General features: G+C 58.3%; 24 protein-coding genes. 6 read left to right on the forward strand and 18 right to left on the reverse strand.

Annotation, left to right across the window (positions count from 1 at the left end):
* The first annotated feature begins 13 nt into the window (after positions 1 to 13).
* Positions 14 to 649 (forward strand): tRNA (N6-threonylcarbamoyladenosine(37)-N6)-methyltransferase TrmO, encoded by a 636-nt coding sequence (gene tsaA / locus GIW69_RS19515; protein ID WP_236484476.1) that lies wholly within the window; start codon positions 14 to 16, stop codon positions 647 to 649.
* Between the two features lie 168 nt (positions 650 to 817).
* Here tsaA and fpr read toward each other — a convergent pair whose 3' ends face one another.
* On the reverse strand, positions 818 to 1,597 hold the full coding sequence (fpr, locus tag GIW69_RS19520; RefSeq protein ID WP_236484417.1) for a ferredoxin-NADP reductase: 780 nt from the start codon (positions 1,595 to 1,597) through the stop codon (positions 818 to 820).
* Positions 1,598 to 1,733: 136 nt separating this feature from the next.
* Between fpr and GIW69_RS19525 the strand changes: the two genes are divergently transcribed.
* The gene (locus tag GIW69_RS19525) at positions 1,734 to 2,660 is read left to right on the forward strand and encodes a LysR family transcriptional regulator (protein ID WP_236484418.1); all 927 of its coding nucleotides are present in this window, start codon (positions 1,734 to 1,736) and stop codon (positions 2,658 to 2,660) included.
* Here the strand turns inward: GIW69_RS19525 and GIW69_RS19530 are convergent.
* From GIW69_RS19530 to GIW69_RS19540, 3 genes are all read right to left on the reverse strand, one after another.
* Positions 2,657 to 3,019, reverse strand: a complete 363-nt coding sequence (locus GIW69_RS19530; protein ID WP_236484419.1) for a diacylglycerol kinase — start codon at positions 3,017 to 3,019, stop codon at positions 2,657 to 2,659. The genes GIW69_RS19525 and GIW69_RS19530 overlap by 4 nt on opposite strands.
* A 76-nt stretch (positions 3,020 to 3,095) precedes the next feature.
* A complete protein-coding gene (erdR, locus tag GIW69_RS19535; protein WP_236484420.1) occupies positions 3,096 to 3,746 on the reverse strand; it encodes a response regulator transcription factor ErdR in 651 nt (216 codons plus the stop codon).
* Between the two features lie 234 nt (positions 3,747 to 3,980).
* A complete protein-coding gene (locus GIW69_RS19540) occupies positions 3,981 to 4,727 on the reverse strand; it encodes a tRNA-uridine aminocarboxypropyltransferase (protein ID WP_236484421.1) in 747 nt (248 codons plus the stop codon).
* Positions 4,728 to 4,916: 189 nt separating this feature from the next.
* Between GIW69_RS19540 and GIW69_RS19545 the strand changes: the two genes are divergently transcribed.
* Positions 4,917 to 5,342, forward strand: a complete 426-nt coding sequence (locus GIW69_RS19545) for a PA3611 family quorum-sensing-regulated virulence factor (RefSeq protein ID WP_236484422.1) — start codon at positions 4,917 to 4,919, stop codon at positions 5,340 to 5,342.
* On the opposite strand, the gene GIW69_RS19550 is transcribed toward GIW69_RS19545, so the two are convergent.
* Positions 5,343 to 5,537 carry a hypothetical protein gene (locus GIW69_RS19550; protein ID WP_236484423.1) on the reverse strand — a complete coding sequence of 65 codons (195 nt, stop codon included), beginning with the start codon at positions 5,535 to 5,537 and terminating at the stop codon, positions 5,343 to 5,345.
* A 289-nt stretch (positions 5,538 to 5,826) separates the two neighbouring features.
* Between GIW69_RS19550 and GIW69_RS19555 the strand changes: the two genes are divergently transcribed.
* Positions 5,827 to 6,945: an LOG family protein gene (locus GIW69_RS19555; protein ID WP_236484424.1), complete on the forward strand. Its 1,119-nt coding sequence runs from the start codon at positions 5,827 to 5,829 to the stop codon at positions 6,943 to 6,945.
* A 43-nt stretch (positions 6,946 to 6,988) separates the two neighbouring features.
* Here GIW69_RS19555 and recX read toward each other — a convergent pair whose 3' ends face one another.
* From recX to GIW69_RS19580, 5 genes are all read right to left on the reverse strand, one after another.
* Positions 6,989 to 7,459 (reverse strand): recombination regulator RecX, encoded by a 471-nt coding sequence (recX, locus tag GIW69_RS19560; protein ID WP_236484425.1) that lies wholly within the window; start codon positions 7,457 to 7,459, stop codon positions 6,989 to 6,991.
* A gap of 8 nt (positions 7,460 to 7,467) precedes the next feature.
* The gene (gene recA, locus GIW69_RS19565; RefSeq protein WP_236484426.1) at positions 7,468 to 8,526 is read right to left on the reverse strand and encodes a recombinase RecA; all 1,059 of its coding nucleotides are present in this window, start codon (positions 8,524 to 8,526) and stop codon (positions 7,468 to 7,470) included.
* An 83-nt stretch (positions 8,527 to 8,609) separates the two neighbouring features.
* Positions 8,610 to 9,110 carry a CinA family protein gene (locus GIW69_RS19570; protein ID WP_236484427.1) on the reverse strand — a complete coding sequence of 167 codons (501 nt, stop codon included), beginning with the start codon at positions 9,108 to 9,110 and terminating at the stop codon, positions 8,610 to 8,612.
* A 153-nt stretch (positions 9,111 to 9,263) separates the two neighbouring features.
* Complete coding sequence (locus GIW69_RS19575) at positions 9,264 to 9,602, reverse strand: phage holin family protein (RefSeq protein WP_236484428.1); 339 nt, start codon at positions 9,600 to 9,602, stop codon at positions 9,264 to 9,266.
* 531 nt (positions 9,603 to 10,133) lie between these two features.
* The gene (locus GIW69_RS19580; protein ID WP_236484429.1) at positions 10,134 to 10,868 is read right to left on the reverse strand and encodes an XRE family transcriptional regulator; all 735 of its coding nucleotides are present in this window, start codon (positions 10,866 to 10,868) and stop codon (positions 10,134 to 10,136) included.
* A gap of 210 nt (positions 10,869 to 11,078) precedes the next feature.
* On the opposite strand from GIW69_RS19580, the gene mutS reads away from it, so the two are divergent.
* Positions 11,079 to 13,658, forward strand: a complete 2,580-nt coding sequence (mutS, locus tag GIW69_RS19585; protein WP_236484430.1) for a DNA mismatch repair protein MutS — start codon at positions 11,079 to 11,081, stop codon at positions 13,656 to 13,658.
* A 163-nt stretch (positions 13,659 to 13,821) separates the two neighbouring features.
* Entirely contained in the window at positions 13,822 to 14,145 is a 324-nt protein-coding gene (gene fdxA / locus GIW69_RS19590; RefSeq protein WP_236484431.1) for a ferredoxin FdxA, read from the forward strand.
* Positions 14,146 to 14,648: 503 nt separating this feature from the next.
* On the opposite strand, the gene rpoS is transcribed toward fdxA, so the two are convergent.
* The 8 genes from rpoS to GIW69_RS19630 all read right to left on the reverse strand — a co-directional run bounded on the left by rpoS (position 14,649) and on the right by GIW69_RS19630 (position 21,893).
* Positions 14,649 to 15,656, reverse strand: a complete 1,008-nt coding sequence (rpoS, locus tag GIW69_RS19595) for an RNA polymerase sigma factor RpoS (protein WP_093214972.1) — start codon at positions 15,654 to 15,656, stop codon at positions 14,649 to 14,651.
* Between the two features lie 106 nt (positions 15,657 to 15,762).
* Positions 15,763 to 16,644: a peptidoglycan DD-metalloendopeptidase family protein gene (locus tag GIW69_RS19600; RefSeq protein WP_236484432.1), complete on the reverse strand. Its 882-nt coding sequence runs from the start codon at positions 16,642 to 16,644 to the stop codon at positions 15,763 to 15,765.
* A gap of 211 nt (positions 16,645 to 16,855) precedes the next feature.
* Complete coding sequence (locus tag GIW69_RS19605) at positions 16,856 to 17,491, reverse strand: protein-L-isoaspartate(D-aspartate) O-methyltransferase (protein WP_236484477.1); 636 nt, start codon at positions 17,489 to 17,491, stop codon at positions 16,856 to 16,858.
* A 41-nt stretch (positions 17,492 to 17,532) separates the two neighbouring features.
* Positions 17,533 to 18,282, reverse strand: a complete 750-nt coding sequence (gene surE, locus GIW69_RS19610; protein ID WP_236484433.1) for a 5'/3'-nucleotidase SurE — start codon at positions 18,280 to 18,282, stop codon at positions 17,533 to 17,535.
* The gene (truD, locus tag GIW69_RS19615; RefSeq protein ID WP_236484434.1) at positions 18,270 to 19,328 is read right to left on the reverse strand and encodes a tRNA pseudouridine(13) synthase TruD; all 1,059 of its coding nucleotides are present in this window, start codon (positions 19,326 to 19,328) and stop codon (positions 18,270 to 18,272) included. Before truD ends, surE begins: the two co-directional genes overlap by 13 nt.
* A complete protein-coding gene (gene ispF, locus GIW69_RS19620; RefSeq protein WP_236484435.1) occupies positions 19,325 to 19,798 on the reverse strand; it encodes a 2-C-methyl-D-erythritol 2,4-cyclodiphosphate synthase in 474 nt (157 codons plus the stop codon). Before ispF ends, truD begins: the two co-directional genes overlap by 4 nt.
* Before the next feature lie 43 nt (positions 19,799 to 19,841).
* Positions 19,842 to 20,687: an S-formylglutathione hydrolase gene (fghA, locus tag GIW69_RS19625; protein ID WP_236484436.1), complete on the reverse strand. Its 846-nt coding sequence runs from the start codon at positions 20,685 to 20,687 to the stop codon at positions 19,842 to 19,844.
* 93 nt (positions 20,688 to 20,780) lie between these two features.
* Positions 20,781 to 21,893: an S-(hydroxymethyl)glutathione dehydrogenase/class III alcohol dehydrogenase gene (locus tag GIW69_RS19630; RefSeq protein ID WP_008081726.1), complete on the reverse strand. Its 1,113-nt coding sequence runs from the start codon at positions 21,891 to 21,893 to the stop codon at positions 20,781 to 20,783.
* Positions 21,894 to 21,906 lie beyond the last annotated feature (13 nt).

The following is a 21,906-nucleotide window of genomic DNA, read 5'->3' on the forward strand; positions in this document are numbered from 1 at the left end:
AACACAACTAACAATGTCAGATTTATATTTTGAAGCATCACGCGGACCCAGATACTCTAACCTACTAGTCAATCGGCGCCAGCGTCAGATGTTTATAAGAGACGGGGAACAGGTCAGCCATGTCTGGCTGCTTTTCCTGTTCCATCAGGCGCTGGAAGAAAAGCCCCGGCTCAAGGTTCGCCCGCCTCGCCTGGGCGGCAATAAATCCATGGGGGTTTTCGCCACCCGCGCCACGCATCGCCCCAATGGCATCGGCCAATCAGTGGTGAAACTGGATAAGGTCGAGGCCAATCGCCTGTTTATCTCCGGCATTGATCTGCTGGATGGCACGCCGATTCTGGACATCAAACCCTACGTGCCTTACGCAGACATCATCAACGATGCCGCCAATAGCATCGCCAGCGGGGCGCCGCAATTGATTGACGTGCAGTGGACAGACTCGGCGCTGCAACAGGCGCACAGCCACGCTCAGCGCCTTGCCGAGCCGCTGGTCGAACTGATTGAGCAATGCCTGGCGCAGGATCCGCGCCCGGCGTATCAAACTCCGGCAGCTGAACGAGAATATGGCGCCCAATTCTGGGATCTGGATGTGCGCTGGCATTATCCGACTCCCGAGCAGATCCGCGTCTTAGAAGTTATCCCTGTTTAGGAGCTGCCGAAGGCTCGGGCCGCGATCGGACGATCTTTTGATCTGTTGAAGGAACGCGGAGCATCCCGGGCTGCATTCCCACGCGGAGCGTGGGAATGATCAAACACCTGGCATGAAAAAGCCCCATTGCCTTCGCAGGCAATGGGGCTTTCCGGTGATGCGGTTCGCTTACTTCTCGACGAAGGCACGCTCAATCAGATAATCACCCGGCTCGCGCATACGCGGCGAGACTTTCAGGCCGAAGCTGTTGAGGACTTCGCTGGTCTCGTCGAGCATGCTCGGGCTGCCGCACAGCATGGCGCGGTCGTCTTCAGGATTGATCGGCGGCAGACCGATATCGCTGAACAGCTTGCCGCTGCGCATCAGGTCGGTCAGACGGCCCATGTTCTCAAACGGTTCACGGGTCACGGTCGGGTAGTAGATCAGTTTGTCGGCCAGCGCCTCGCCGAAGAATTCATTCTGCGGCAAGTGCTCGGTGATGAATTCGCGGTAAGCGACTTCATTGACGTAACGCACACCGTGGCACAGGATCACTTTTTCGAAACGCTCGTAGGTTTCCGGATCCTGGATGACGCTCATGAACGGCGCCAGACCGGTGCCGGTGCTGAGCAGGTAAAGGTGTTTGCCCGGCTTCAAGTCGTCCAGCACCAGCGTGCCCGTAGGCTTTTTGCTGATGATGATCTCGTCGCCTTCCTTCAGGTGCTGCAACTGAGAGGTCAGCGGGCCGTCAGGCACCTTGATGCTGAAGAATTCCAGATGCTCTTCCCAGTTAGGGCTGGCAATCGAGTAAGCGCGCATAAGCGGGCGGCCGTTGGGCTGTTGCAGGCCGATCATCACGAACTGACCGTTCTCGAAGCGCAGGCCCGGGTCGCGGGTGCACTTGAAGCTGAACAGAGTGTCGTTCCAGTGGTGAACACTGAGGACACGCTCGTGGTTCATGTTGCTCATGTACGGGTAACTCCTGGAGATGAGGTCTGCGCCTGCTCAGCGCGGAGCGGCCGGTGCGCAATTGCATCGCATTCTAATAGCGACGACAATATCTGTTAACTGGATTATTAAGATAAGGGTTATCGGTTATATCGATATGCGATTTACTCTCCGTCAACTGCAAGTTTTCGTCGCCGTCGCCCAGCAGGAAAGCGTGTCCCGTGCTGCGGGCCTGCTCAACTTGTCGCAATCGGCCGCGAGCACCTCAATCACCGAACTGGAGCGCCAGTCCAGCTGCCAGTTGTTCGACCGCGCCGGTAAACGGCTGAGCCTCAATGCCCTCGGTAAACAGCTGCTGCCGCAAGCCGTGGCGTTGCTCGATCAGGCCAAGGAAATCGAAGACCTGCTCAATGGCAAATCCGGTTTCGGCTCGCTGTCGGTGGGCGCAACCCTGACCATCGGCAACTACCTGGCGACCCTGCTGATCGGCGGTTTCATGCAGCGTCATCCCGAAAGCCAGGTAAAACTGCACGTACAGAACACTGCCAATATCGTGCACCAGGTCGCCCATTACGAAATTGATCTGGGTCTAATTGAAGGCGACTGCAACCACCCGGACATCGAAGTGCAGAGTTGGGTCGAAGATGAGCTCGTGGTGTTCTGCGCGCCGCAACATCCGTTGGCCAAACGTGGCAGCGCGACCATGGAAGAGTTGACCCATGAAGCGTGGATTCTGCGCGAACAAGGCTCTGGCACACGGCTGACCTTCGATCAGGCCATGCGTCATCATCGCAGCGCGCTGAATATCCGTCTTGAGCTGGAACACACCGAAGCGATCAAACGCGCAGTGGAGTCGGGACTGGGGATTGGCTGCATCTCGCGCCTGGCGCTACGCGATGCTTTCCGGCGCGGCAGCCTGGTGCCGGTGGAGACGCCGGATCTGGATCTGGCGCGGCAGTTCTATTTCATCTGGCACAAACAGAAATACCAGACCTCGGCGATGCGCGAGTTCCTCGAATTGTGCCGCGCCTTCACCGCAGGGGTTCAGCGCAGCGACGAGATCGTTTTGCCGACGATTGCTTAAAGCAGAATCACGGCCCATACCAGCGCAATCATGGTCAGTGCGACGAATTGCGCGGCGCTGCCCATGTCCTTGGCATTCTTGGACAACGGATGCAACTCCAGCGAGATGCGGTCGATGGCGGCTTCCACGGCGGAGTTGAGCAACTCGACGATCAGCGCCAACAGGCACACGGCGATCAACAAGGCCTGCTCGACGCGACTGACATTCAGGAAGAACGACAGCGGAATCAGCACCACATTCAGCAGAACCAGCTGGCGGAACGCCGCTTCGCCAGTGAATGCCGCGCGCAGACCATCCAGCGAATAGCCCGAAGCATTTAGGATGCGTTTGAGACCGGTGTGGCCCTTGAAAGGTGACATACGTTAAGTAACCGCTTGAAAAAGACGTGGGAAAGCTAGATCAACGAAAGTCAAAAAAGCGTGAACGCGCCAACCTTTATTGGCTCGGAATTGACTCAAGTTGTTGCAGCAGTAAAGCCGCTTGCGTTCGAGTGCGCACGTTCAACTTGCGAAAGATCGCCGTGACGTGGGCTTTGATGGTCGCTTCAGACACGCTCAACTCATAAGCAATCTGCTTGTTCAGCAGACCTTCGCAGACCATGGTCAACACACGGAACTGCTGCGGCGTCAGGCTGGCAAGGCCTTCGCTGGCGGCCTTGGCTTCGTCGGACACACTCACTGCTTCGAATGCCTGAGGTGGCCAGAACACATCGCCGTCCAGCACCGCGCGCACTGCTTTCTGAATGACGCTCAGGTCGCTGGACTTGGGAATGAAGCCACTGGCGCCAAATTCGCGGGACTTGACCATGATCGCCGCTTCTTCCTGAGCGGACACCATCACCACCGGAATCTGCGGATACTGACCGCGCAACAGCACCAGCCCGGAGAAACCGTAAGCGCCCGGCATGTTCAAATCCAGCAGCACCAGATCCCAATCAGCCTTTTCGGTCAGGCGCGCTTCCAGTTCGGCGATGCTTGCCACTTCCACCAGTCGCACATCAGGGCCAAGGCCCAGCGTCACCGCTTGATGCAGCGCGCTACGAAACAGGGGGTGATCATCGGCAATCAGGATGTCGTATGTGGCCATTTTTCAAATGATCCTGTTTTTAATGGCAGACCCGATGCATTCAGGACTCGCCAAGGCAACTCAACGAACCGCCAGGCAGCGGTTCAATAGGGGCACGTTCAACGCCAATCAAGTGCTCTCGCACTTCAAAGCAACGGCGTTTCAAACCTTGGCCGTACCCAATCGGCGCCAAGCATGCCCAGCGAAGCCGGGGTGGTCAAGCCGCGCGGCCGGCGCTTTGCACAGTATGGGCCACTATTGGGCCAACACCGCTTGCGGCTTTCGTATAAAGGGTCGCAGTTCAGCGTGCGCCGGGGTCGACTCGTTCATGTCCAGCTGTTGTTTCGCGCCCAGATAGTGCTGACTGAATACATCGAAATAAGCGTCCAGCGCCGACGCGGCTTCACTGTCGCCCGCCAGCTCCAGGCACAGCGCTGCCACTTCGGCGGTGCACAGGTGTTCGCTGCGGGTCGAGCGGCGCAGGCGATAGCGCGAGAGTTTGTCGGGCAACAGGCTGAGTATTGGCAAACGGTCGAAATACGGACTCTTGCGAAATATCTTGCGTGCTTCGGTCCAGGTCGCATCGAGCAGAATGAACAGTGGACGCTTGCTGCTATCAATATCGACGCTGTTGGTCACCCGTGACGGCTCGACGTATTCACCGGGAAACACCAGATAAGGCTGCCATTGCGGGTCATTGAGCAGCGCGAGCATTTGCTCGTCAGGCTCTGTGCGCGACCAGATGAACGCGTGGTTGTCACGCACCACGTCGGCAATCAGCCAACCGGTGTTGCTCGGTTTGAAGACTTCCTTGCCAGTCATGATCAGGCACACGCCGGAACGGGTCTCGACAGTCGGACGCCAGGCGCAAAGGCAATGGCTGACAATAACCCGGCAATCACGGCAACGCTCCGAGCGAAAGCCTCGGGCCTGGATCGGCTTGATGCCTTCATCTTCACGCTGATCGCGCAGGCGGGCGACGGCATTGGGGGCATGGTTCATCGCAGGCAGCGCCGGCAAACAGGGAAACTCGACACGAATGACACTCGGCAAGGCAATAAAGGCCGGCAGTTTACCAGAGCGACCGGCGCAAGCCTGTACCGTCCCGACCGGCTCCCCTATAATTCGCCGCCACTGAACGCACAGTCACGTGACGGGTCGAACCACCAGTCACTGAACCAGGAGAGTTTCATGCTGCGCCTTACCGTTCCCGTCGCCGCCATCGCGCTGGCGTCGACCTTCACCGCTCAAGCGGCATCCTTGAGTGAGCAGAACCTGAACAGAGAGCTGCGCAACGTCGCCGCACAAAGCAGTGCTGGCACTCCTCGGGCGATCAACGAAGACATTCTTGATCAGGGCTACACCGTCGAAGGCACCACGCTGGTCAACCACTTGAGCGTGCAAAGCAGCCATGCCGACAAGATGCGAGCCGACCCGAAAGCCGTGTATTTCCAGCTGGGCGCCTCGGTGTGCAATAACCCGTCGTTCCGCAAGCTGATGGCCAAAGGCGCGGTAATGCGTTATGACTTCACCGAAGTGAAAACCAACCGTGCAGTCGGCTCCGCCAGCTACCAGGAATCGGATTGCCCGAAAGCCGGCCCGGCGAAGAAGAAGTAATCATCGGGAATTGGCGCGCCGCTGCTCATCTTCGGCGCGCAGTTCGGCCACCAAGGCCTGCAAATAGCGCGAGCGGCGCTCTCCCCCCGCCAGCCGTCGGCAACACTCCTCTTCGAGACTCATCTGGTTGGCCTCGGCCGATGCTTTCAGCAATCGATACAACTGCGTATCGATTTCCAGAATGATTCTGGCCATCTCTCCTGCCTCCTTGCCACCCGCAAATCCTTGAAGTACCTGCGCGTCGCTGACGTATCTCTGTCGTAGAGCGCCTATATGTCAGTTAATCAGAGCATACGACAGTCGACGCAGGTTCGGACGAGCGGTGAATTCACCTTGCAATCTTGCAATAAGCGGTTGCCAGTCAAGGCATCGCGGCGCAATGTCATGATCATCGACCATGAGTTATCGTTAGTTTTTCACGGCAGAAAAGGAGCTGGCGGCCGTGTGCTTTGCTAGTGCGAGATTTCCAGAAGGAGAACGTTGAATGCCTTACCAACCGAATGACCTCTTGAGCCGTCATTTTCAGGAAAGCGGCCACGACCTGGTCAACAAGGTCGAAGAACAACTCAACCTGGTTTCACCCAACAGCCCCAACATTCCTATCTACCGCGACATGATCTTGACCGTGCTGCGCATGGCTCAGGAAGATCACAATCGCTGGAACGCCAAAATCACCCTGCAAGCATTGCGCGAACTGGAGCAGTCGTTTCGGGTGCTGGAACAATTCAAGGGACGACGCAAAGTCACCGTGTTCGGCTCGGCACGCACGCCCGTCGAGCATCCCCTCTACGCCATGGCCCGCGAGCTTGGCGCCGCGCTGACCCGCTCGGACATGATGGTCATTACCGGCGCCGGCGGTGGCATCATGGCCGCAGCACATGAAGGCGCGGGCCGTGATCACGCCTTGGGGTTCAATATCACCCTGCCCTTCGAACAGCACGCCAATCCGACCGTGGACGGCACGGGCAACTTGCTGCCATTCCACTTCTTCTTCACCCGCAAACTGTTTTTCGTCAAAGAAGCCGACGCACTGGTGCTGTGTCCGGGCGGTTTCGGCACGCTGGACGAAGCGCTTGAAGTGCTAACCTTGATCCAGACCGGCAAAAGCCCGCTGGTGCCGGTGGTGCTGCTGGATGCGCCAGGCGGCACGTTCTGGGAGGGCGCGTTGAATTTCATTCGCCAGCAACTGGCGGACAACCACTACATCCTGTCGAACGACTTGAAGCTTGTGCGTCTGGTCTACAGCGCCGATGAAGCAGTGGAGCAGATCAACCAGTTCTACAGTAACTTCCATTCAACCCGCTGGCTCAAGCGCCAATTCGTGATTCGCATGCACCACAAGCTCAGCGACCAAGCCCTGGATCACATGCAGGAGGCCTTCGCGGATCTTTGCTTGAGCGATCAATTTCATCAGCACGCCTACAGCGGCGAGGAGCATGACGACGCCCAGTTCAGCCACCTCGCTCGACTGGCGTTCACCTTCAATGCCCGCGACCATGGTCGCCTGCGCGAACTGGTGGACTACATCAATCTGCCGGAAAACTGGGCCCATTCCAAACCACAAACGGCACACCCTTCCCGAGAACCTTCGAAGATTATCTGAAGACAAAAAAAGGCCCGTTATCGAAATAGCGGGCCGTTTTCATTCAATCGTCCATTGCCCTGCCGCTTAGCAGCCTACTGATCATTTCCATCGAAAAGCCGCGATACGCCAGAAACCGGCTTTGTTTAGCACGTTCCCGCAGATCAATGGGCAACTGTCCGGAGAATTTGCGCCGCCAAGTGTCCTCAAGCTGCTCCTGCCAGTTGATACCGCTCTCACGCAGGGCGAGTTCGATATCAGCACGTTGCAAGCCGCGCTGACCCAGCTCTTCGCGAATTCGCGAAGGGCCATAGCCGGAACGGGCGCGGTAGGAAACAAAGCTTTCGAGGTAGCGGGCTTCGGAGAGCAGCCCATCTTCCGTCAGACGGTCGAGGGCTGTTTCGATCAGTTCGGGAAGCGCGCCGCGCTGACGCAATTTACGCGTCAGTTCGACTCGACCGTGCTCACGACGTGCGAGCAGATCCATGGCGGTTCGCCGCACCGCGACGAGTGTATCGAGTACGGCGGTCGTCATCGGAGCGATCAGATATCAGCGTCAGCCAGATCGGCTTCGGTCTCTTTGGCCGCAGAAGCCTTGGCGTCCGCTACCACTGCCGGGGACAGCAGCTTGTCGCGCAGCTGCTTCTCCAGCTTCGCCGCGATTTCCGGGTTGTCCGCCAGGAACTTCGCCGAGTTGGCCTTGCCCTGACCGATCTTGGTGCCTTCATAGGCATACCAGGCGCCGGACTTCTCGACGAAACCGTGCAGCACGCCCAGGTCGATCATCTCGCCGTTGAGGTAGATGCCCTTGCCGTAAAGAATCTGGAACTCGGCCTGACGGAACGGCGAAGCGACCTTGTTCTTCACAACCTTGACGCGGGTTTCGCTGCCGACCACTTCGTCGCCTTCCTTCACCGCACCGGTACGGCGGATGTCGAGACGAACAGAGGCGTAGAATTTCAGCGCGTTACCGCCGGTGGTGGTTTCCGGGCTACCGAACATCACGCCGATCTTCATACGGATCTGGTTGATGAAGATCACCAGGCAGTTGGCATTCTTGATGTTACCGGTGATTTTACGCAGCGCCTGGGACATCAGACGGGCTTGCAGGCCCACGTGCATGTCACCCATTTCGCCTTCGATTTCAGCTTTCGGTACCAGGGCAGCCACGGAGTCGACGATGATCACGTCAACCGCGTTGGAACGCACCAGCATGTCGGTGATTTCGAGTGCCTGTTCGCCGGTGTCCGGCTGGGACACCAGCAGGTCGTCGACGTTGACGCCCAGCTTGCCGGCGTATTCAGGATCGAGGGCGTGTTCGGCGTCGACGAATGCACAGGTCGCGCCGGCTTTTTGTGCCTGGGCGATCACGGACAAGGTCAGCGTGGTTTTACCGGAAGATTCAGGACCGTAGATTTCAACAATACGGCCTTTTGGCAGACCGCCGATGCCGAGCGCGATGTCCAGACCCAGAGAGCCAGTGGAGATGGCCGGGATCGCCTGACGATCCTGATCGCCCATACGCATTACGGCACCCTTGCCGAATTGACGTTCGATCTGACCCAGGGCCGCAGCCAAGGCTTTCTTCTTGTTGTCGTCCATTAAAGTCCTCACGTAATCAATAAGGCCTGACGGCCAACACCTGTATAAGTAGCCAGTATTATTCCACAGCGTTTGCGGATCGCCTACCCCTGATTTTCGATTTCTCGTGCCGCATGTCGCAACAGCCCCTCTAGCGCGGCCTTCACCGTTTGTCGGCGGACTTCATCGCGATTGCCGGGAAAATGCTGTACCTCGCTGAAAACCGACTCGCCCACGCCCCAGGCCAGCCACACCGTACCTACCGGTTTGTTCGGCGAGCCGCCGTCGGGACCTGCCACGCCGCTCACCGCCACTGCAAAATGCGCCTGACTTTTTTCCTGCGCGCCGAGCACCATGGCCTCGACCACCTCGCGACTGACCGCCCCCACCGACTCGAACAACGGCGCCGGCACATTCAATTGCTGGGTCTTCTGCCGGTTGGAGTAGGTCACATAACCCGCCTCGAACCATGCCGAACTCCCTGGAATCCGCGTGATCGCCTCGGCAATACCGCCACCGGTGCAAGACTCGGCGGTGGTGACGTGGGCATTGAGCAACTGCAAGCGTCGGCCAAGTTCCGCGGCCAGTTGGGTGATCTCTTTCACGGCGCTCTCCAGATCGTTCGCAATGGCACCACCGTACACGAGCCCATCGCGCTTGCAAGGCGCAGGCTCATTCAAAATGTGAAGACGCGAGCGCTCTGATATAGGCCTGGCAGGCCTGCGCAGGAGCATGCGGCGCAATGCACAAGTGAAGGGTTATTGCGGATCACGCGGCGGCACGTCGCCAACGCCAATACGCTTGGCCGCCCAACGTTCGTACAGACCGATGGCCACATCCGCGCCGGCCATTGCCGTCAGGCAACCGAAGGCGCAGGCGGCCCAGATCGACATGCCGACGGCATACAGCAGCATGATTGCCGACACGCCGCAGACCATGCAGGCGCCGGAGCGCAGGGCCAGGCGCCGCACCAGTGACCAGCCGTGTGCGCCTTCTTTGTCGGCGCGCCACATTTCGCCAGACACCCCGCCCACCACGGCGAGGAGGATGACCAGCCAGGTCGGCATGTCCGCCAATACTTGTTGCTCGTTTGTCATGTCAAACCTCCTTGGGGGTGATGGATGAGTGATGTGTGTTGGATTCAATCGTTGTCTCTTGAGGCAGGCATTCCAAAAAGCCCGGCTTCAAGCCGTCGGGCTTTTCAGTAATGCGCTCCTTCGCCTTCCCTTTCAGTCCTGGGTTCGAAAGGAAGCTGACTTTTCGGCGCGACTGGCGCGGTACGAGTCCATTCAAATTGTTTTTCCGACCGCGGTCCCTGCCCGCCGGATAACTGCTTCTGGTGCTTTACGCTGCACACCCGGGTCAGTTGCCAACCCTCTGAACCGTTGAGGCCGGTTCATCGCTGCCTGTTCTTGTGGAGCTGAAGAGCTTGTCTTGCCAGCCGCCTTGTCGAGCGGCTTGGCGGAAAGAATATGCATGGATGCATATACAGTCAATGCGAAAATGCATTTACCCACCTAGAAAAAATGCACTGACGCATGGAAAACCAAGTAATCCGGGCTTGTCGAAGGTTTTTGAAGGCGAAAAAAAACCCGCCGGAGGGCGGGTTTCAGTGGAACGTATAAAGGTTATCGGGCGTACATGCCCCACCAGAAGACGTGGCCGAGGATGACGATCTGCTCGTCCTGCATTTCCTGGAAGGTGTAGTCCTCGTCCGGATGTTCATCGCGATTGAAGCTGCGCAGGCGAATACCAGTAGGCAGACGATAAAGCTGTTTTACGCGCAACTGGCCGTTGTGATTGATCGCATAGAGGTCGCCATCAATGATGTCGCCGATTCCGGACTTGCCGGCGTTGACGCCAACGGTCGCGCCATCACGCAGCACCGGCATCATGCTGTTACCCCGCACCGTCACACACTTGGCCTGATCGAACTGCACGCCGTTATGCCGCAGGCTGCGCTTGCCGAAGCGCAGGCTAGAGCGCTCGCTCTCTTCGATGACGAATCGTCCGGATCCAGCCGCCAATTCAACCTCGCGAAGAAACGGCACCGACACCTCGTCGTCGTCGACAGGGGTGTCGTCATCCCACAGGCTTATGTCCTTGAGTTCAGAATGCACATCACCGCGCACCGCACTGGTCGTTGGTGCGACCTCTGCGCGCCCGCGCAACTGATCCGTGCTGACGCCAAAATACTTGGCGATCTTCGAAATGTGCTTATCCGAGGGATCGACAATTTTCCCGCCGAGAATCCGCGAGAGCGTGGATTGAGGCACGCCGGTGCGCCGGTGAAGCTCCGTGGGGGAGATCCCGTGCTGGTCGAGCAGCGCTCTTAAGACTGTTGATACGTTGCGTTTTTGCATAACGCGCATAGTGCTTGAAGTTTTTTGCGAAGACAAATGCTGATGCGCATAAGTAATGCATAAATTTAAAAAACGGCCGTATCAACGTCACCCGACCGCCATGCCTGCGCCGTGCCAACCACCCATGGTAACCTTGCGCCCATCGCGGAAAAGCCCGGCCGATGCCACTGCTTTTGCCCTACATTTTTCAACGAGTTTGCTGACAATCCGATGAATAAAGCCGTCTCCGACCTGTCCTCCCACACCCCGATGATGCAGCAATACTGGCGGCTGAAAAATCAGCACCCGGATCAGCTGATGTTCTATCGGATGGGGGATTTCTACGAGATCTTCTATGAAGATGCGAAGAAAGCCGCGAAGTTGCTGGACATCACCCTGACTGCTCGCGGGCAATCGGCGGGACAGGCGATTCCGATGTGCGGGATTCCTTACCATGCAGCGGAAGGTTACCTGGCAAAACTGGTCAAGCTTGGCGAGTCGGTGGTGATTTGCGAGCAGGTCGGTGACCCGGCAACGAGTAAAGGTCCGGTGGATCGTCAGGTGGTGCGGATCATTACGCCGGGCACAGTGAGTGACGAAGCGCTGCTGGACGAGCGCCGCGACAACCTGATCGCTGCGGTGCTGGGTGACGAGCGCCTGTTCGGTCTGGCGGTGCTGGACATCACCAGCGGCAACTTCACTGTGCTGGAGATCAAGGGCTGGGAGAACCTGCTGGCGGAACTGGAGCGGGTCAACCCGGTTGAACTGTTGATCCCGGACGATTGGCCGAAAGACTTGCCGGCGGAAAAACGCCGTGGCGTCCGTCGTCGTGCGCCGTGGGATTTTGAGCGCGACACGGCGCTGAAAAGTCTTTGCCAGCAGTTTTCCACTCAGGATCTGAAAGGCTTCGGTTGTGAAAGCCTGACTTTGGCCATCGGCGCCGCCGGTTGTCTGTTGGCCTACGCCAAAGAAACTCAGCGCACCGCCCTGCCCCATTTGCGCAGCCTGCGTCATGAACGTCTGGACGACACCGTCGTGCTGGACGGCGCCAGCCGCCGCAATCTGGAATTGGACACTAACCTGTCCGGCGGTCGCGATAACACGTTGCAATCGGTAGTCGATCGTTGCCAGACCGCGATGGGCAGCCGCCTGCTGACCCGCTGGTTGAACCGCCCACTGCGCGACCTGACCGTGTTGCTGGCGCGTCAGACGTCGATCACTTGCCTGCTCGACCGTTATCGTTTCGAGAGCCTGCAGCCGCAACTCAAAGAAATCGGCGACATCGAGCGGATCCTCGCGCGAATCGGACTGCGTAACGCACGACCTCGCGACCTTGCCCGTCTGCGTGACGCACTCGGCGCGCTGCCTGAGTTGCAAGTGGCGATGGCCGATCTGGAAGCACCGCACCTCAATCAATTGGCAACCACCACCAGCACCTACCCGGAACTGGCGGCCCTGCTAGCGAAAGCGATTATCGATAACCCGCCGGCGGTGATCCGTGACGGTGGCGTGCTGAAAACCGGTTACGACAGTGAACTCGACGAACTGCAATCCCTGAGCGAAAACGCCGGGCAGTTCCTCATCGATCTGGAAGCCCGGGAAAAGGCTCGCACCGGCCTGTCTCACCTGAAAGTCGGCTATAACCGCATTCATGGTTACTTCATCGAGTTACCGAGCAAGCAAGCCGAGTCGGCGCCGGCGGATTACATCCGTCGCCAGACCCTCAAGGGCGCCGAGCGCTTTATCACGCCGGAACTCAAAGCGTTTGAAGACAAAGCACTGTCGGCCAAGAGCCGCGCTCTGGCCCGCGAGAAGATGCTTTACGAAGCCTTGCTCGAAGATTTGATCAGCCAGTTACCGCCGTTGCAGGACACTGCCAGCGCACTGGCCGAACTGGACGTGCTGAGCAACCTCGCCGAACGCGCACTGAATCTTGATCTGAACTGCCCGCGCTTCGTCAGCGAACCGTGCATGCGTATCACCCAGGGTCGTCATCCAGTGGTCGAGCAGGTGCTGAGCACGCCGTTCGTGGCCAACGACCTGAGCCTGGATGACAACACGCGCATGCTGGTGATCACCGGCCCAAACATGGGCGGTAAATCCACCTACATGCGCCAGACCGCATTGATCGTACTGCTCGCGCACATCGGCAGTTTTGTGCCCGCCGCCAGTTGCGAGCTGTCACTGGTCGATCGGATCTTTACCCGGATCGGCTCCAGCGATGACCTGGCCGGCGGCCGTTCGACCTTCATGGTGGAAATGAGCGAAACCGCCAACATTCTGCACAACGCCACGGATCGCAGCCTCGTGCTGATGGACGAAGTCGGTCGCGGCACCAGCACCTTCGATGGTCTGTCGCTGGCGTGGGCAGCGGCCGAACGACTGGCGCATCTGCGCGCTTACACGCTGTTCGCAACGCACTATTTTGAATTGACGGTGTTGCCGGAAGCTCAACCGCTAGTGGCCAACGTGCACCTCAATGCCACCGAACACAACGAGCGCATTGTGTTCCTGCACCACGTACTGCCGGGGCCTGCCAGCCAGAGTTACGGTCTCGCCGTTGCACAACTGGCGGGCGTACCAAGCGAAGTGATTGTGCGTGCCCGCGAGCATTTGAGCCGCCTGGAAGACACCGCCCTGCCCCATGAGGTACCGGTGGCGATCAAAGGCAAACCGGCGGCGCCGATGCAGAGCGACATGTTTGCCAGTCTGCCGCATCCGGTACTGGATGAGCTGGCTAAACTGGATATCGACGACATGACGCCGCGCCGTGCGCTTGAAATGCTCTATGCACTTAAAAACCGGATATAAGCACTGAAGAAGCGGATATAACGCAAACGGCTTCAAGCTGTTAGAATCTCGCGCGGTTTGGGATGCTGCTGGCTAATAGCCTGGCTGGCAGACATCGCTCCCGAACCTGGCGACCCCAACCGTGAAGGGGCAACGCTGCCGCCGCCTGAGGAGAAAATTAGAAATGACCTTCGTCGTCACCGACAACTGCATCAAGTGCAAGTACACCGACTGCGTAGAAGTCTGTCCGGTGGACTGCTTTTACGAAGGCCCGAACTTCCTGGTGATTCACCCGGATGAGTGCATCGATTGCGCCCTGTGCGAACCTGAGTGCCCAGCCGTGGCCATCTTCTCTGAAGATGAAGTGCCGACAGGCATGGAAAACTTTATCGAGTTGAACGCCGAGCTGGCCGACATTTGGCCGAATATCACCGAGAAGAAAGATTCGATGCCAGGCGCTGAAGAGTGGGATGGCAAGCCGGGCAAGATCGCTGATCTCGAACGCTGATCTGTTCGCGTTCATGAAAAGGCCCCTTGCGGGCCTTTTTGCTTTTCTACGGGCGAAAAAAGGGGCGGTTTGACCCGCCCACATTTTTTCCCTATTCCATATATTCCTTTTCATCGTCCTGATGAATCGCGTCCTGCGATGTCCATTCCCCTCGTCCTTGAAGGGCGTGTCTGTCCGTCGACACAACCCGGATACTAGAGAATTTCCCGGCGAGGGCAATCGGCCCAATCGCGCGAAACCCCTTGTCATGCGGCGTTAATATTTATTAATAAGTATAAAAATCAGCAGGTTATGAGAGCTGGTGTAAACAAAGCGACGCCCAAGCACGTGTAAAAATAGCGAACACCTACGAAAGAGTAAGCTACGGCTTACACCGCAACACTACAAACGACACGAGCCCATCAAATCAAAGTCAAAAGATCGCAGCCTTCGGCAGCTCTTACAGGGGCAACAAAAAGCCCCGAACCAGTCGGGGCGTTTTGCGGGCGGTCAGGCGAAAACGCTTATTGAAACAGCGACTCGCTCGACAGGCCGTTTTTCTCCAGAATTTCGCGAAGACGCTTCAGGCCTTCCACCTGGATCTGCCTCACCCGTTCCCGGGTCAGTCCGATCTCCAGGCCTACATCTTCCAGCGTACTGCTTTCATGGCCGCGCAGACCGAAGCGGCGAATAACCACTTCGCGTTGCTTGTCCGTCAATTCAGAGAGCCATTGATCGATGCTTTGCGACAGGTCGTCATCCTGCAGCAGTTCGCATGGGTCGGTCGGACGGTCGTCCGTGAGGGTGTCCAGCAGGGTTTTATCCGAATCCGGACCCAGCGAGACATCGACCGAAGAAACCCGCTCGTTCAAGCCCAGCATGCGCTTGACCTCGCCCACCGGTTTTTCCAGCAGGTTGGCGATTTCTTCGGGTGAAGGTTCGTGATCGAGCTTTTGTGTCAGCTCGCGTGCGGCCCGCAGGTACACGTTGAGTTCCTTGACCACATGAATCGGCAACCGAATGGTTCGAGTCTGATTCATGATTGCGCGTTCGATGGTTTGACGAATCCACCACGTTGCATAGGTCGAGAAGCGGAAGCCACGCTCGGGATCGAACTTTTCCACCGCGCGGATCAGCCCGAGGTTGCCCTCTTCGATCAGATCCAGCAGCGACAGCCCTCGATTGACGTAACGCCGGGCGATTTTCACCACCAGCCGCAGGTTACTTTCAATCATGCGCTTGCGCCCGGCGGGGTCGCCACTTTGCGACAAGCGCGCAAAATGAACTTCTTCTTCCGGGGAGAGGAGAGGGGAAAAGCCGATTTCGTTGAGATACAACTGCGTGGCATCAAGTGCCCGCGTGTAGTCGATGTACTTGTGTTGCTTTAGCGAAGCGGAGTGTTTGGATTTGGCACGAACGGAAGGTGGAGCTGCCCCTTCATCATTCGACATCGAATCCGAATCGATGCCGGTCTCCATCAGGAGAACCTCATCGTCGATGTCAAACTCCGGCACTTCTTTACTGAGAGCCATTGTTATAGTCCTTTGGTGAGTTCGACCCCAAGCTCAAGCGACGCCTTTATCCTTGGCAGCGCTGGAGCCTGTCCCCTCTACGTGACGGAACAGGCTGGTTAACAAATCAACGACGTGGCAGGAACTGCAGTGGATCTACAGGTTTACCTTGTCGGCGAATCTCAAAATGCAGTTTCACCCGGTCTGTACCCGTTGATCCCATTTCGGCAATTGTCTGTCCGACCTTGACCTGCTGCCCCTCCCGAACCAACAGCCTACGGTTGTGACCGTACGCACTGACGTAGGTTTCGCTGTGCTTGATGATGACTAATTCGCCGTAGCCCCTTAAGCCACTCCCGGCGTATACCACCGTCCCATCAGACGCAGCTAAAACAGGCTGTCCCAAATCCCCGGCGATATCAATTCCTTTATTCAAACTGCCGTTTGAAGAGAATTTTCCAATCAGAATGCCATTGGATGGCCATCCCCAGCCGGTCGGGCCTGGGCCTGCCGGAGGCAACGGAGCGGGTGTCGACTTACTGGCGACGGACGGTACAACCGCAGTAGAACCGGCGCCGGAACCGGTTGTGGTGGTGGTCGTCGTGCCATTCGCCTGGCGCCGGATTACCGTGGTTTTACTCGATGAAGAAGGCGAAGAACTGGTGTTACGCACGACAGCCGTTGGCGTCGAACCGGTGCGGCCGTCGAAGCGAATCGTCTGACCCGGATGGATCGTGTAAGGCGTAGGAATATTGTTTCTGGCGGCGAGGGCTTTGTAGTCCCAGCCGTAGCGAAACGCGATCGAAAACAGGGTGTCGCCTTTTCGGACTACGTACTGCCCGGTCGTTACCGCAGGTCGCTGAGCCACCGCATTGTTGCGATCGACCACACGGACGTTGTTCGATTTGGTGCTGGAGCAACCGACCAGCACGGTGCTCAAGACGAGGCCAGTCACCAGGCGCTGAAAGCTTGTGTTACCCATACGCTGCGCAATGACTGTGAGACTCACCCGCCGCTCCCTTTGTGGTGGCTGAAAAATGTGCAAATGCCTGATCAGGCATAAAGTGTCGCAAGTATAACGGGCCGAACCGGCTTTACCTTTAATGAAGTGATCTTGTCCTGCGCACACGTTTGCTGACAGACAGTGTGTAGCGTTTAATCAGCCAACGCTGCTGTAGGACAAGGACGTTGAAGAGGAATTCAGCGCCTTTAAACAAATGTCAGGCCAGCGGTCCGTTGAGCAAAGGCACGAAGCGCACCGCTCCGAGAATGTGCCGAGAAAAACCATTCTCTTCGCGCACAATCAGCATCAATTGCTGCACCTCGCCGGAGCCGACCGGAATCACCATTCGCCCACCCGGGGCCAGTTGATCGAGCAAGGCCTGAGGCACATCGGTGGCCACCGCCGTGACAATGATGCCGTTATAGGGCGCCAGTGCCGGCCAGCCCTCCCAACCATCGCCCCAACGAAATACCACGTTGCGCAGATTCAGTTCGACCAGACGCTCTTTGGCCCGGTCCTGCAGCACCTTGATGCGCTCGACCGAAAACACCCTCTCCACCAGCTGCGACAACACGGCAGTCTGATAGCCGGAACCGGTGCCGATCTCCAGCACCTTGTCCAAGGGACCCGCTTCCAGCAGCAGCTCGCTCATGCGCGCCACCATATAAGGCTGAGAGATGGTCTGGTTGTGGCCGATCGGCAGTGCCGTGTCTTCATAGGCACGGTGCGCCAGGGCCTCATCGACAAACAGATGTCGCGGCGTGCGGCGAATCACTTCCAACACCTTGGCGTTGGACAGACCTTCTTCGTACAGGCGCTGGATCAAACGTTCGCGGGTGCGCTGAGAGGTCATGCCGATGCCGCGACGCAGCATATCGTCTTGTTCGCGAGCCATCAGCGCAGTCCCTCCAGCCAGCCATCCAGACTTCTGAAAGCGTCATTGAAAGTGCGATCAAGCTGCAACGGCGTGATGGAGACATACCCCTGCATCACTGCGTGGAAGTCCGTGCCCGGCCCGCCATCTTCGGCATCGCCGGCAGCCGCGATCCAGTACCCGGCGCGGCCGCGCGGATCAACCACTTTCATTGGCGCCGCTGCCCGGGCGCGGTGGCCGAGGCGGGTCAACTGAATGCCGCGAATGTGATCGAGCGGCAGGTTGGGAATATTTACGTTCAACACCGTGCGCGGCGGCAGATCGAGCGCGGCATGGGCCTCGACCAGTTTGCGTGCGAAGTGCGCTGCCGTGGCCAGGTTGTCCGGTTGACGCGACACCAGTGAAAACGCAAACGATGGACGCTCGAGAAAGCGCCCCTCCAGAGCCGCCGCCACCGTGCCGGAATACAACACGTCATCGCCAAGATTGGCGCCGAGATTGATGCCCGACACCACCATGTCCGGTTGCTGCTCCAACAGGCCATTAAGGCCCAGGTGCACACAGTCGGTGGGCGTGCCGTTGAGGCTGATATAACCATTGGTCAGGTATTGCGGGTGCAGCGGACGATCCAGCGTCAGCGAACTGCTGGCACCGCTCTTGTCCTGCTCCGGGGCAATCACGACGCATTCGGTGTAATCCGCCAGCGCAGCATGAAGCGCGGCGAGACCGGGCGCGGTGACCCCATCATCATTAGAAATCAGAATACGCATGGGCTGTCCGTCTGCCCCACCGGCACCAGATCAACGAGCTCGCGCACCAGTACGGTGGCAAAGCATCCGGCCGGGAGGACGAATTCCAGTTGCAGAATGTCAGGCTCGGGATAATGCCACGACAACCCGCCAATGGGCAGTCGCAGGATGCGACGTTCGTGGCTCATACCGGCATTAATCAACCAATCGCGCAGATCCGCTTCGTGTGCAGCGATGCCCTGCTCCAGTTCATGGACAACGCCGGTGGCCGGCGAGTCACCTTCGCCCCATTGAGGGCCGGTCGGGTGCAGGTCGAGAATCGCCAGACGCGGGTCGCTGCACTCCGCTTCGCCCGCCGGGAAAAAGCTGCGGCTGTCGGTGAACGCCAGCAGATCGCCGACTTGCGCCTGCTGCCAGGTGCCATCGGCCACACGCGCCGCCAGCACCTGATTGAACAGAAAACTGCGCGCCGTGGAGAGCAGGCGCGAACGTACATTGCGCTGTTCCGGCAAAGCCTTGCGCGCAGCCCATGAACGGGCGTCGACCACGTTGCCGCCGTCGAATCCAAAGCGCTGGGCGCCGAAGTAATTGGGAATGCCTTGCCTGGATATCTGTTGCAGACGCGCTTCGAGTGCTTCTTTGTCGCCAGCAAACTGAGTCAGACGCAACGTGAACCCATTGGCCGAATGCGCCCCGCGTTGCAGCTTGCGCTTATGGCGGGTGGTTTTGAGGATCCTCAGCGTGTCGTTTTCCGCCGCCGACAGATCTGGATCAGCCTTGCCCGGCAACTGCACGCTGAACCACTGACGGGTCAGGGCCTGACGATCCTTGAGACCGGCGTAGCTCACCGTGCGCAACGGTACGCCCGCAGCCTTGGCAATTTGCCGCGCCGCCTCTTCGGTGTTGAGGCCGCGTTTTTCCACCCAGATCCACAAGTGTTCGCCATCGCCGCTGAACGGAATATCGAGGACTTCATCCACCTGGAAATCTTCAGCGATGGCTTTCAATACCGCCGTGCCGAGGGCATCACCGTAGGCTCGCGGGCCGAGCAGTTGCAGTTCGTTCATGCGCGCAGCAACAACGCAACGCAATGCACGGCGATGCCTTCTTCTCGACCGACAAAGCCAAGCTTTTCGGTGGTAGTAGCTTTCACGTTCACTTGATCCAACTCAACTTGAAGATCCGCCGCGATCAGCGCACGCATCGATTCGATATGCGGGGCCATTTTCGGCGCCTGGGCGACGATGGTGTTGTCGACGTTGCCGACTTTCCAGCCTTTGGCGTGGATCAGCGCAACCACATGCCGCAACAGTGCGCGACTGTCGGCGCCCTTGAATTGCGGGTCGGTGTCGGGAAAATGTTTGCCGATATCACCCAGCGCCGCAGCGCCGAGCAAGGCATCGCTCAAGGCGTGCAGCAGGACGTCACCGTCGGAATGAGCGAGCAGCCCGAAGCCGTGTGCAATGCGCACCCCGCCCAGAGTAATGAAATCGCCTTCAGCGAAACGGTGCACATCATAGCCGTGGCCAATACGCATAAAAAAACGCCCCGATTTTTGTCAGGGCGTGATTCTACCTGCATTAGCCGACCAGAGTGCGCGCGTGATGCTGCAAGTGGTCGTCAATAAAGCTTGAGATGAAGAAATAGCTGTGGTCGTAGCCCGGTTGCAGGCGCAACGTCAGCGGATGACCCGCTTGTTTTGCCGCTTGTTGCAGTGCTTCGGGTTTGAGTTGGGTGGCGAGGAAATCATCACGATCACCTTGATCGACCAGCAGCGGCAACTTCTCATCAGCTTCGGCGATCAATGCGCAGGCATCCCATTCGCGCCACTTCGAACGGTCTTCGCCCAAATAACGGGAGAACGCCTTCTGACCCCACGGGCAATCCATCGGATTGTTGATCGGCGAAAACGCCGACACCGACAGGTAACGCCCCGGGTTGCGCAACGCGCAGACCAACGCACCGTGACCACCCATGGAGTGGCCGCTGATCCCGCGTTTGTCCGAAGCCGGGAAATGCCCTTCAACCAATGCCGGCAATTCCTGCACGACATAGTCATGCATCCGATAATGCCGCGACCAGGGTTCCTGCGTGGCATTCAGATAAAACCCCGCCCCCAGGCCGAAATCCCACGCGCCGTCCGGGTCGCCCGGCACATCAGAGCCGCGAGGACTGGTGTCCGGCGCCACGATGATCAAGCCTAACTCGGCAGCCATGCGCAAAGCACCGGCCTTGTGCATGAAGTTCTCGTCGGTGCAGGTCAGCCCCGACAGCCAATACAACACCGGCAACTTACCGCCCTGCTCCGCCTGCGGCGGCAGATACACGGCAAACACCATGTCACAGCCAAGCACATCAGAACGATGGCGATAACGCTTGTGCCAGCCACCAAAACTTTTCTGACACGAAATGTTTTCCAGAGTCATGGGATCTCCCAGTTGCGAGCCGCAAGCTTCAAGCCGCAAGAAAAGGCGCAGTGCCCTCTCTTGAAGCTTCAAGCTCAGAGCGCCCAGCTGCTCTTAAAAATGAATGACAGTGCGAATGCTTTTGCCTTCGTGCATCAGGTCAAACGCCTTGTTGATATCTTCCAGGCCCATGGTGTGGGTGATGAAGGTGTCCAGCGGGATCTCGCCGCTCTGGGCCATGTCGACGTAGCTTGGCAACTCGGTGCGACCACGCACGCCGCCAAAAGCCGAACCACGCCAGACGCGACCGGTCACCAACTGGAACGGACGGGTGGAGATTTCCTGACCGGCACCGGCCACGCCGATGATCACCGACTCACCCCAGCCCTTGTGGCAGCATTCCAGTGCGGCGCGCATAAGTTGAACATTACCGATGCACTCGAAGGAAAAGTCGACGCCTCCATCGGTCATGTCGACGATGACTTCCTGGATCGGACGATCAAAGTCTTTCGGGTTGACGCAATCGGTTGCACCCAGCTGCTTGGCAATTTCGAACTTGGCCGGGTTGATGTCGATGGCAATGATGCGTGCAGCCTTGGCTTTCACTGCACCGATCACCGCCGACAGACCGATACCGCCCAGGCCGAAAATGGCTACGGTATCACCGGGTTTCACCTTGGCAGTGTTAAGCACCGCACCGATACCGGTGGTGACACCGCAGCCCAGCAGGCAGACTTTTTCCAGCGGCGCATCCTTGGAGATTTTGGCCACGGAGATTTCCGGCAACACGGTGTACTCGGAGAACGTCGAAGTACCCATGTAGTGAAAAATCGTTTCACCCTTGTAGGAAAAACGCGAAGTGCCGTCCGGCATAAGGCCTTTGCCCTGGGTGGCGCGAATCGCCTGACACAGGTTGGTTTTGCCCGACTTGCAGAATTTGCACTGACCACATTCCGGCGTGTACAGCGGGATTACATGGTCACCGACGGCTACGGAAGTCACGCCCTCGCCGATCGCTTCAACAATTGCGCCACCTTCGTGACCGAGAATCGACGGAAAGATGCCTTCCGGGTCAGCGCCGGACAGGGTGTAAGCGTCGGTGTGGCAAACACCGGAGGCCACCACACGAAGCAAGACTTCGCCAGCCTTGGGCATGGCGACATCGACTTCTACGATTTCCAGCGGCTTCTTGGCTTCGAAGGCAACGGCGGCGCGCGACTTGATCATGCTGACTCTCCAG

It is taken from the genome of Pseudomonas syringae (genome assembly GCF_021605415.1).
GTDB lineage: Bacteria > Pseudomonadota > Gammaproteobacteria > Pseudomonadales > Pseudomonadaceae > Aquipseudomonas > Aquipseudomonas syringae_S.

Excerpts from the sequence above, each read along its gene's own strand:
- GIW69_RS19550 (WP_236484423.1), bottom strand. The coding sequence starts at position 5,537 with ATGGCCAGAATCATTCTGGAAATCGATACGCAGTTGTATCGATTGCTG.
- GIW69_RS19630 (WP_008081726.1), bottom strand. The coding sequence starts at position 21,893 with ATGATCAAGTCGCGCGCCGCCGTTGCCTTCGAAGCCAAGAAGCCGCTG.
- GIW69_RS19525 (WP_236484418.1), top strand. The coding sequence starts at position 1,734 with ATGCGATTTACTCTCCGTCAACTGCAAGTTTTCGTCGCCGTCGCCCAG.
- rpoS (WP_093214972.1), bottom strand. The coding sequence starts at position 15,656 with ATGGCTCTCAGTAAAGAAGTGCCGGAGTTTGACATCGACGATGAGGTT.
- GIW69_RS19575 (WP_236484428.1), bottom strand. The coding sequence starts at position 9,602 with ATGACAAACGAGCAACAAGTATTGGCGGACATGCCGACCTGGCTGGTC.
- GIW69_RS19555 (WP_236484424.1), top strand. The coding sequence starts at position 5,827 with ATGCCTTACCAACCGAATGACCTCTTGAGCCGTCATTTTCAGGAAAGC.
- fpr (WP_236484417.1), bottom strand. The coding sequence starts at position 1,597 with ATGAGCAACATGAACCACGAGCGTGTCCTCAGTGTTCACCACTGGAAC.
- GIW69_RS19545 (WP_236484422.1), top strand. The coding sequence starts at position 4,917 with ATGCTGCGCCTTACCGTTCCCGTCGCCGCCATCGCGCTGGCGTCGACC.
- GIW69_RS19530 (WP_236484419.1), bottom strand. The coding sequence starts at position 3,019 with ATGTCACCTTTCAAGGGCCACACCGGTCTCAAACGCATCCTAAATGCT.
- surE (WP_236484433.1), bottom strand. The coding sequence starts at position 18,282 with ATGCGTATTCTGATTTCTAATGATGATGGGGTCACCGCGCCCGGTCTC.
- GIW69_RS19540 (WP_236484421.1), bottom strand. The coding sequence starts at position 4,727 with ATGAACCATGCCCCCAATGCCGTCGCCCGCCTGCGCGATCAGCGTGAA.
- mutS (WP_236484430.1), top strand. The coding sequence starts at position 11,079 with ATGAATAAAGCCGTCTCCGACCTGTCCTCCCACACCCCGATGATGCAG.
- fghA (WP_236484436.1), bottom strand. The coding sequence starts at position 20,687 with ATGACTCTGGAAAACATTTCGTGTCAGAAAAGTTTTGGTGGCTGGCAC.
- tsaA (WP_236484476.1), top strand. The coding sequence starts at position 14 with ATGTCAGATTTATATTTTGAAGCATCACGCGGACCCAGATACTCTAAC.
- GIW69_RS19580 (WP_236484429.1), bottom strand. The coding sequence starts at position 10,868 with ATGCAAAAACGCAACGTATCAACAGTCTTAAGAGCGCTGCTCGACCAG.
- recA (WP_236484426.1), bottom strand. The coding sequence starts at position 8,526 with ATGGACGACAACAAGAAGAAAGCCTTGGCTGCGGCCCTGGGTCAGATC.
- recX (WP_236484425.1), bottom strand. The coding sequence starts at position 7,459 with ATGACGACCGCCGTACTCGATACACTCGTCGCGGTGCGGCGAACCGCC.
- erdR (WP_236484420.1), bottom strand. The coding sequence starts at position 3,746 with ATGGCCACATACGACATCCTGATTGCCGATGATCACCCCCTGTTTCGT.
- GIW69_RS19605 (WP_236484477.1), bottom strand. The coding sequence starts at position 17,491 with ATGACCTCTCAGCGCACCCGCGAACGTTTGATCCAGCGCCTGTACGAA.
- fdxA (WP_236484431.1), top strand. The coding sequence starts at position 13,822 with ATGACCTTCGTCGTCACCGACAACTGCATCAAGTGCAAGTACACCGAC.
- ispF (WP_236484435.1), bottom strand. The coding sequence starts at position 19,798 with ATGCGTATTGGCCACGGCTATGATGTGCACCGTTTCGCTGAAGGCGAT.
- truD (WP_236484434.1), bottom strand. The coding sequence starts at position 19,328 with ATGAACGAACTGCAACTGCTCGGCCCGCGAGCCTACGGTGATGCCCTC.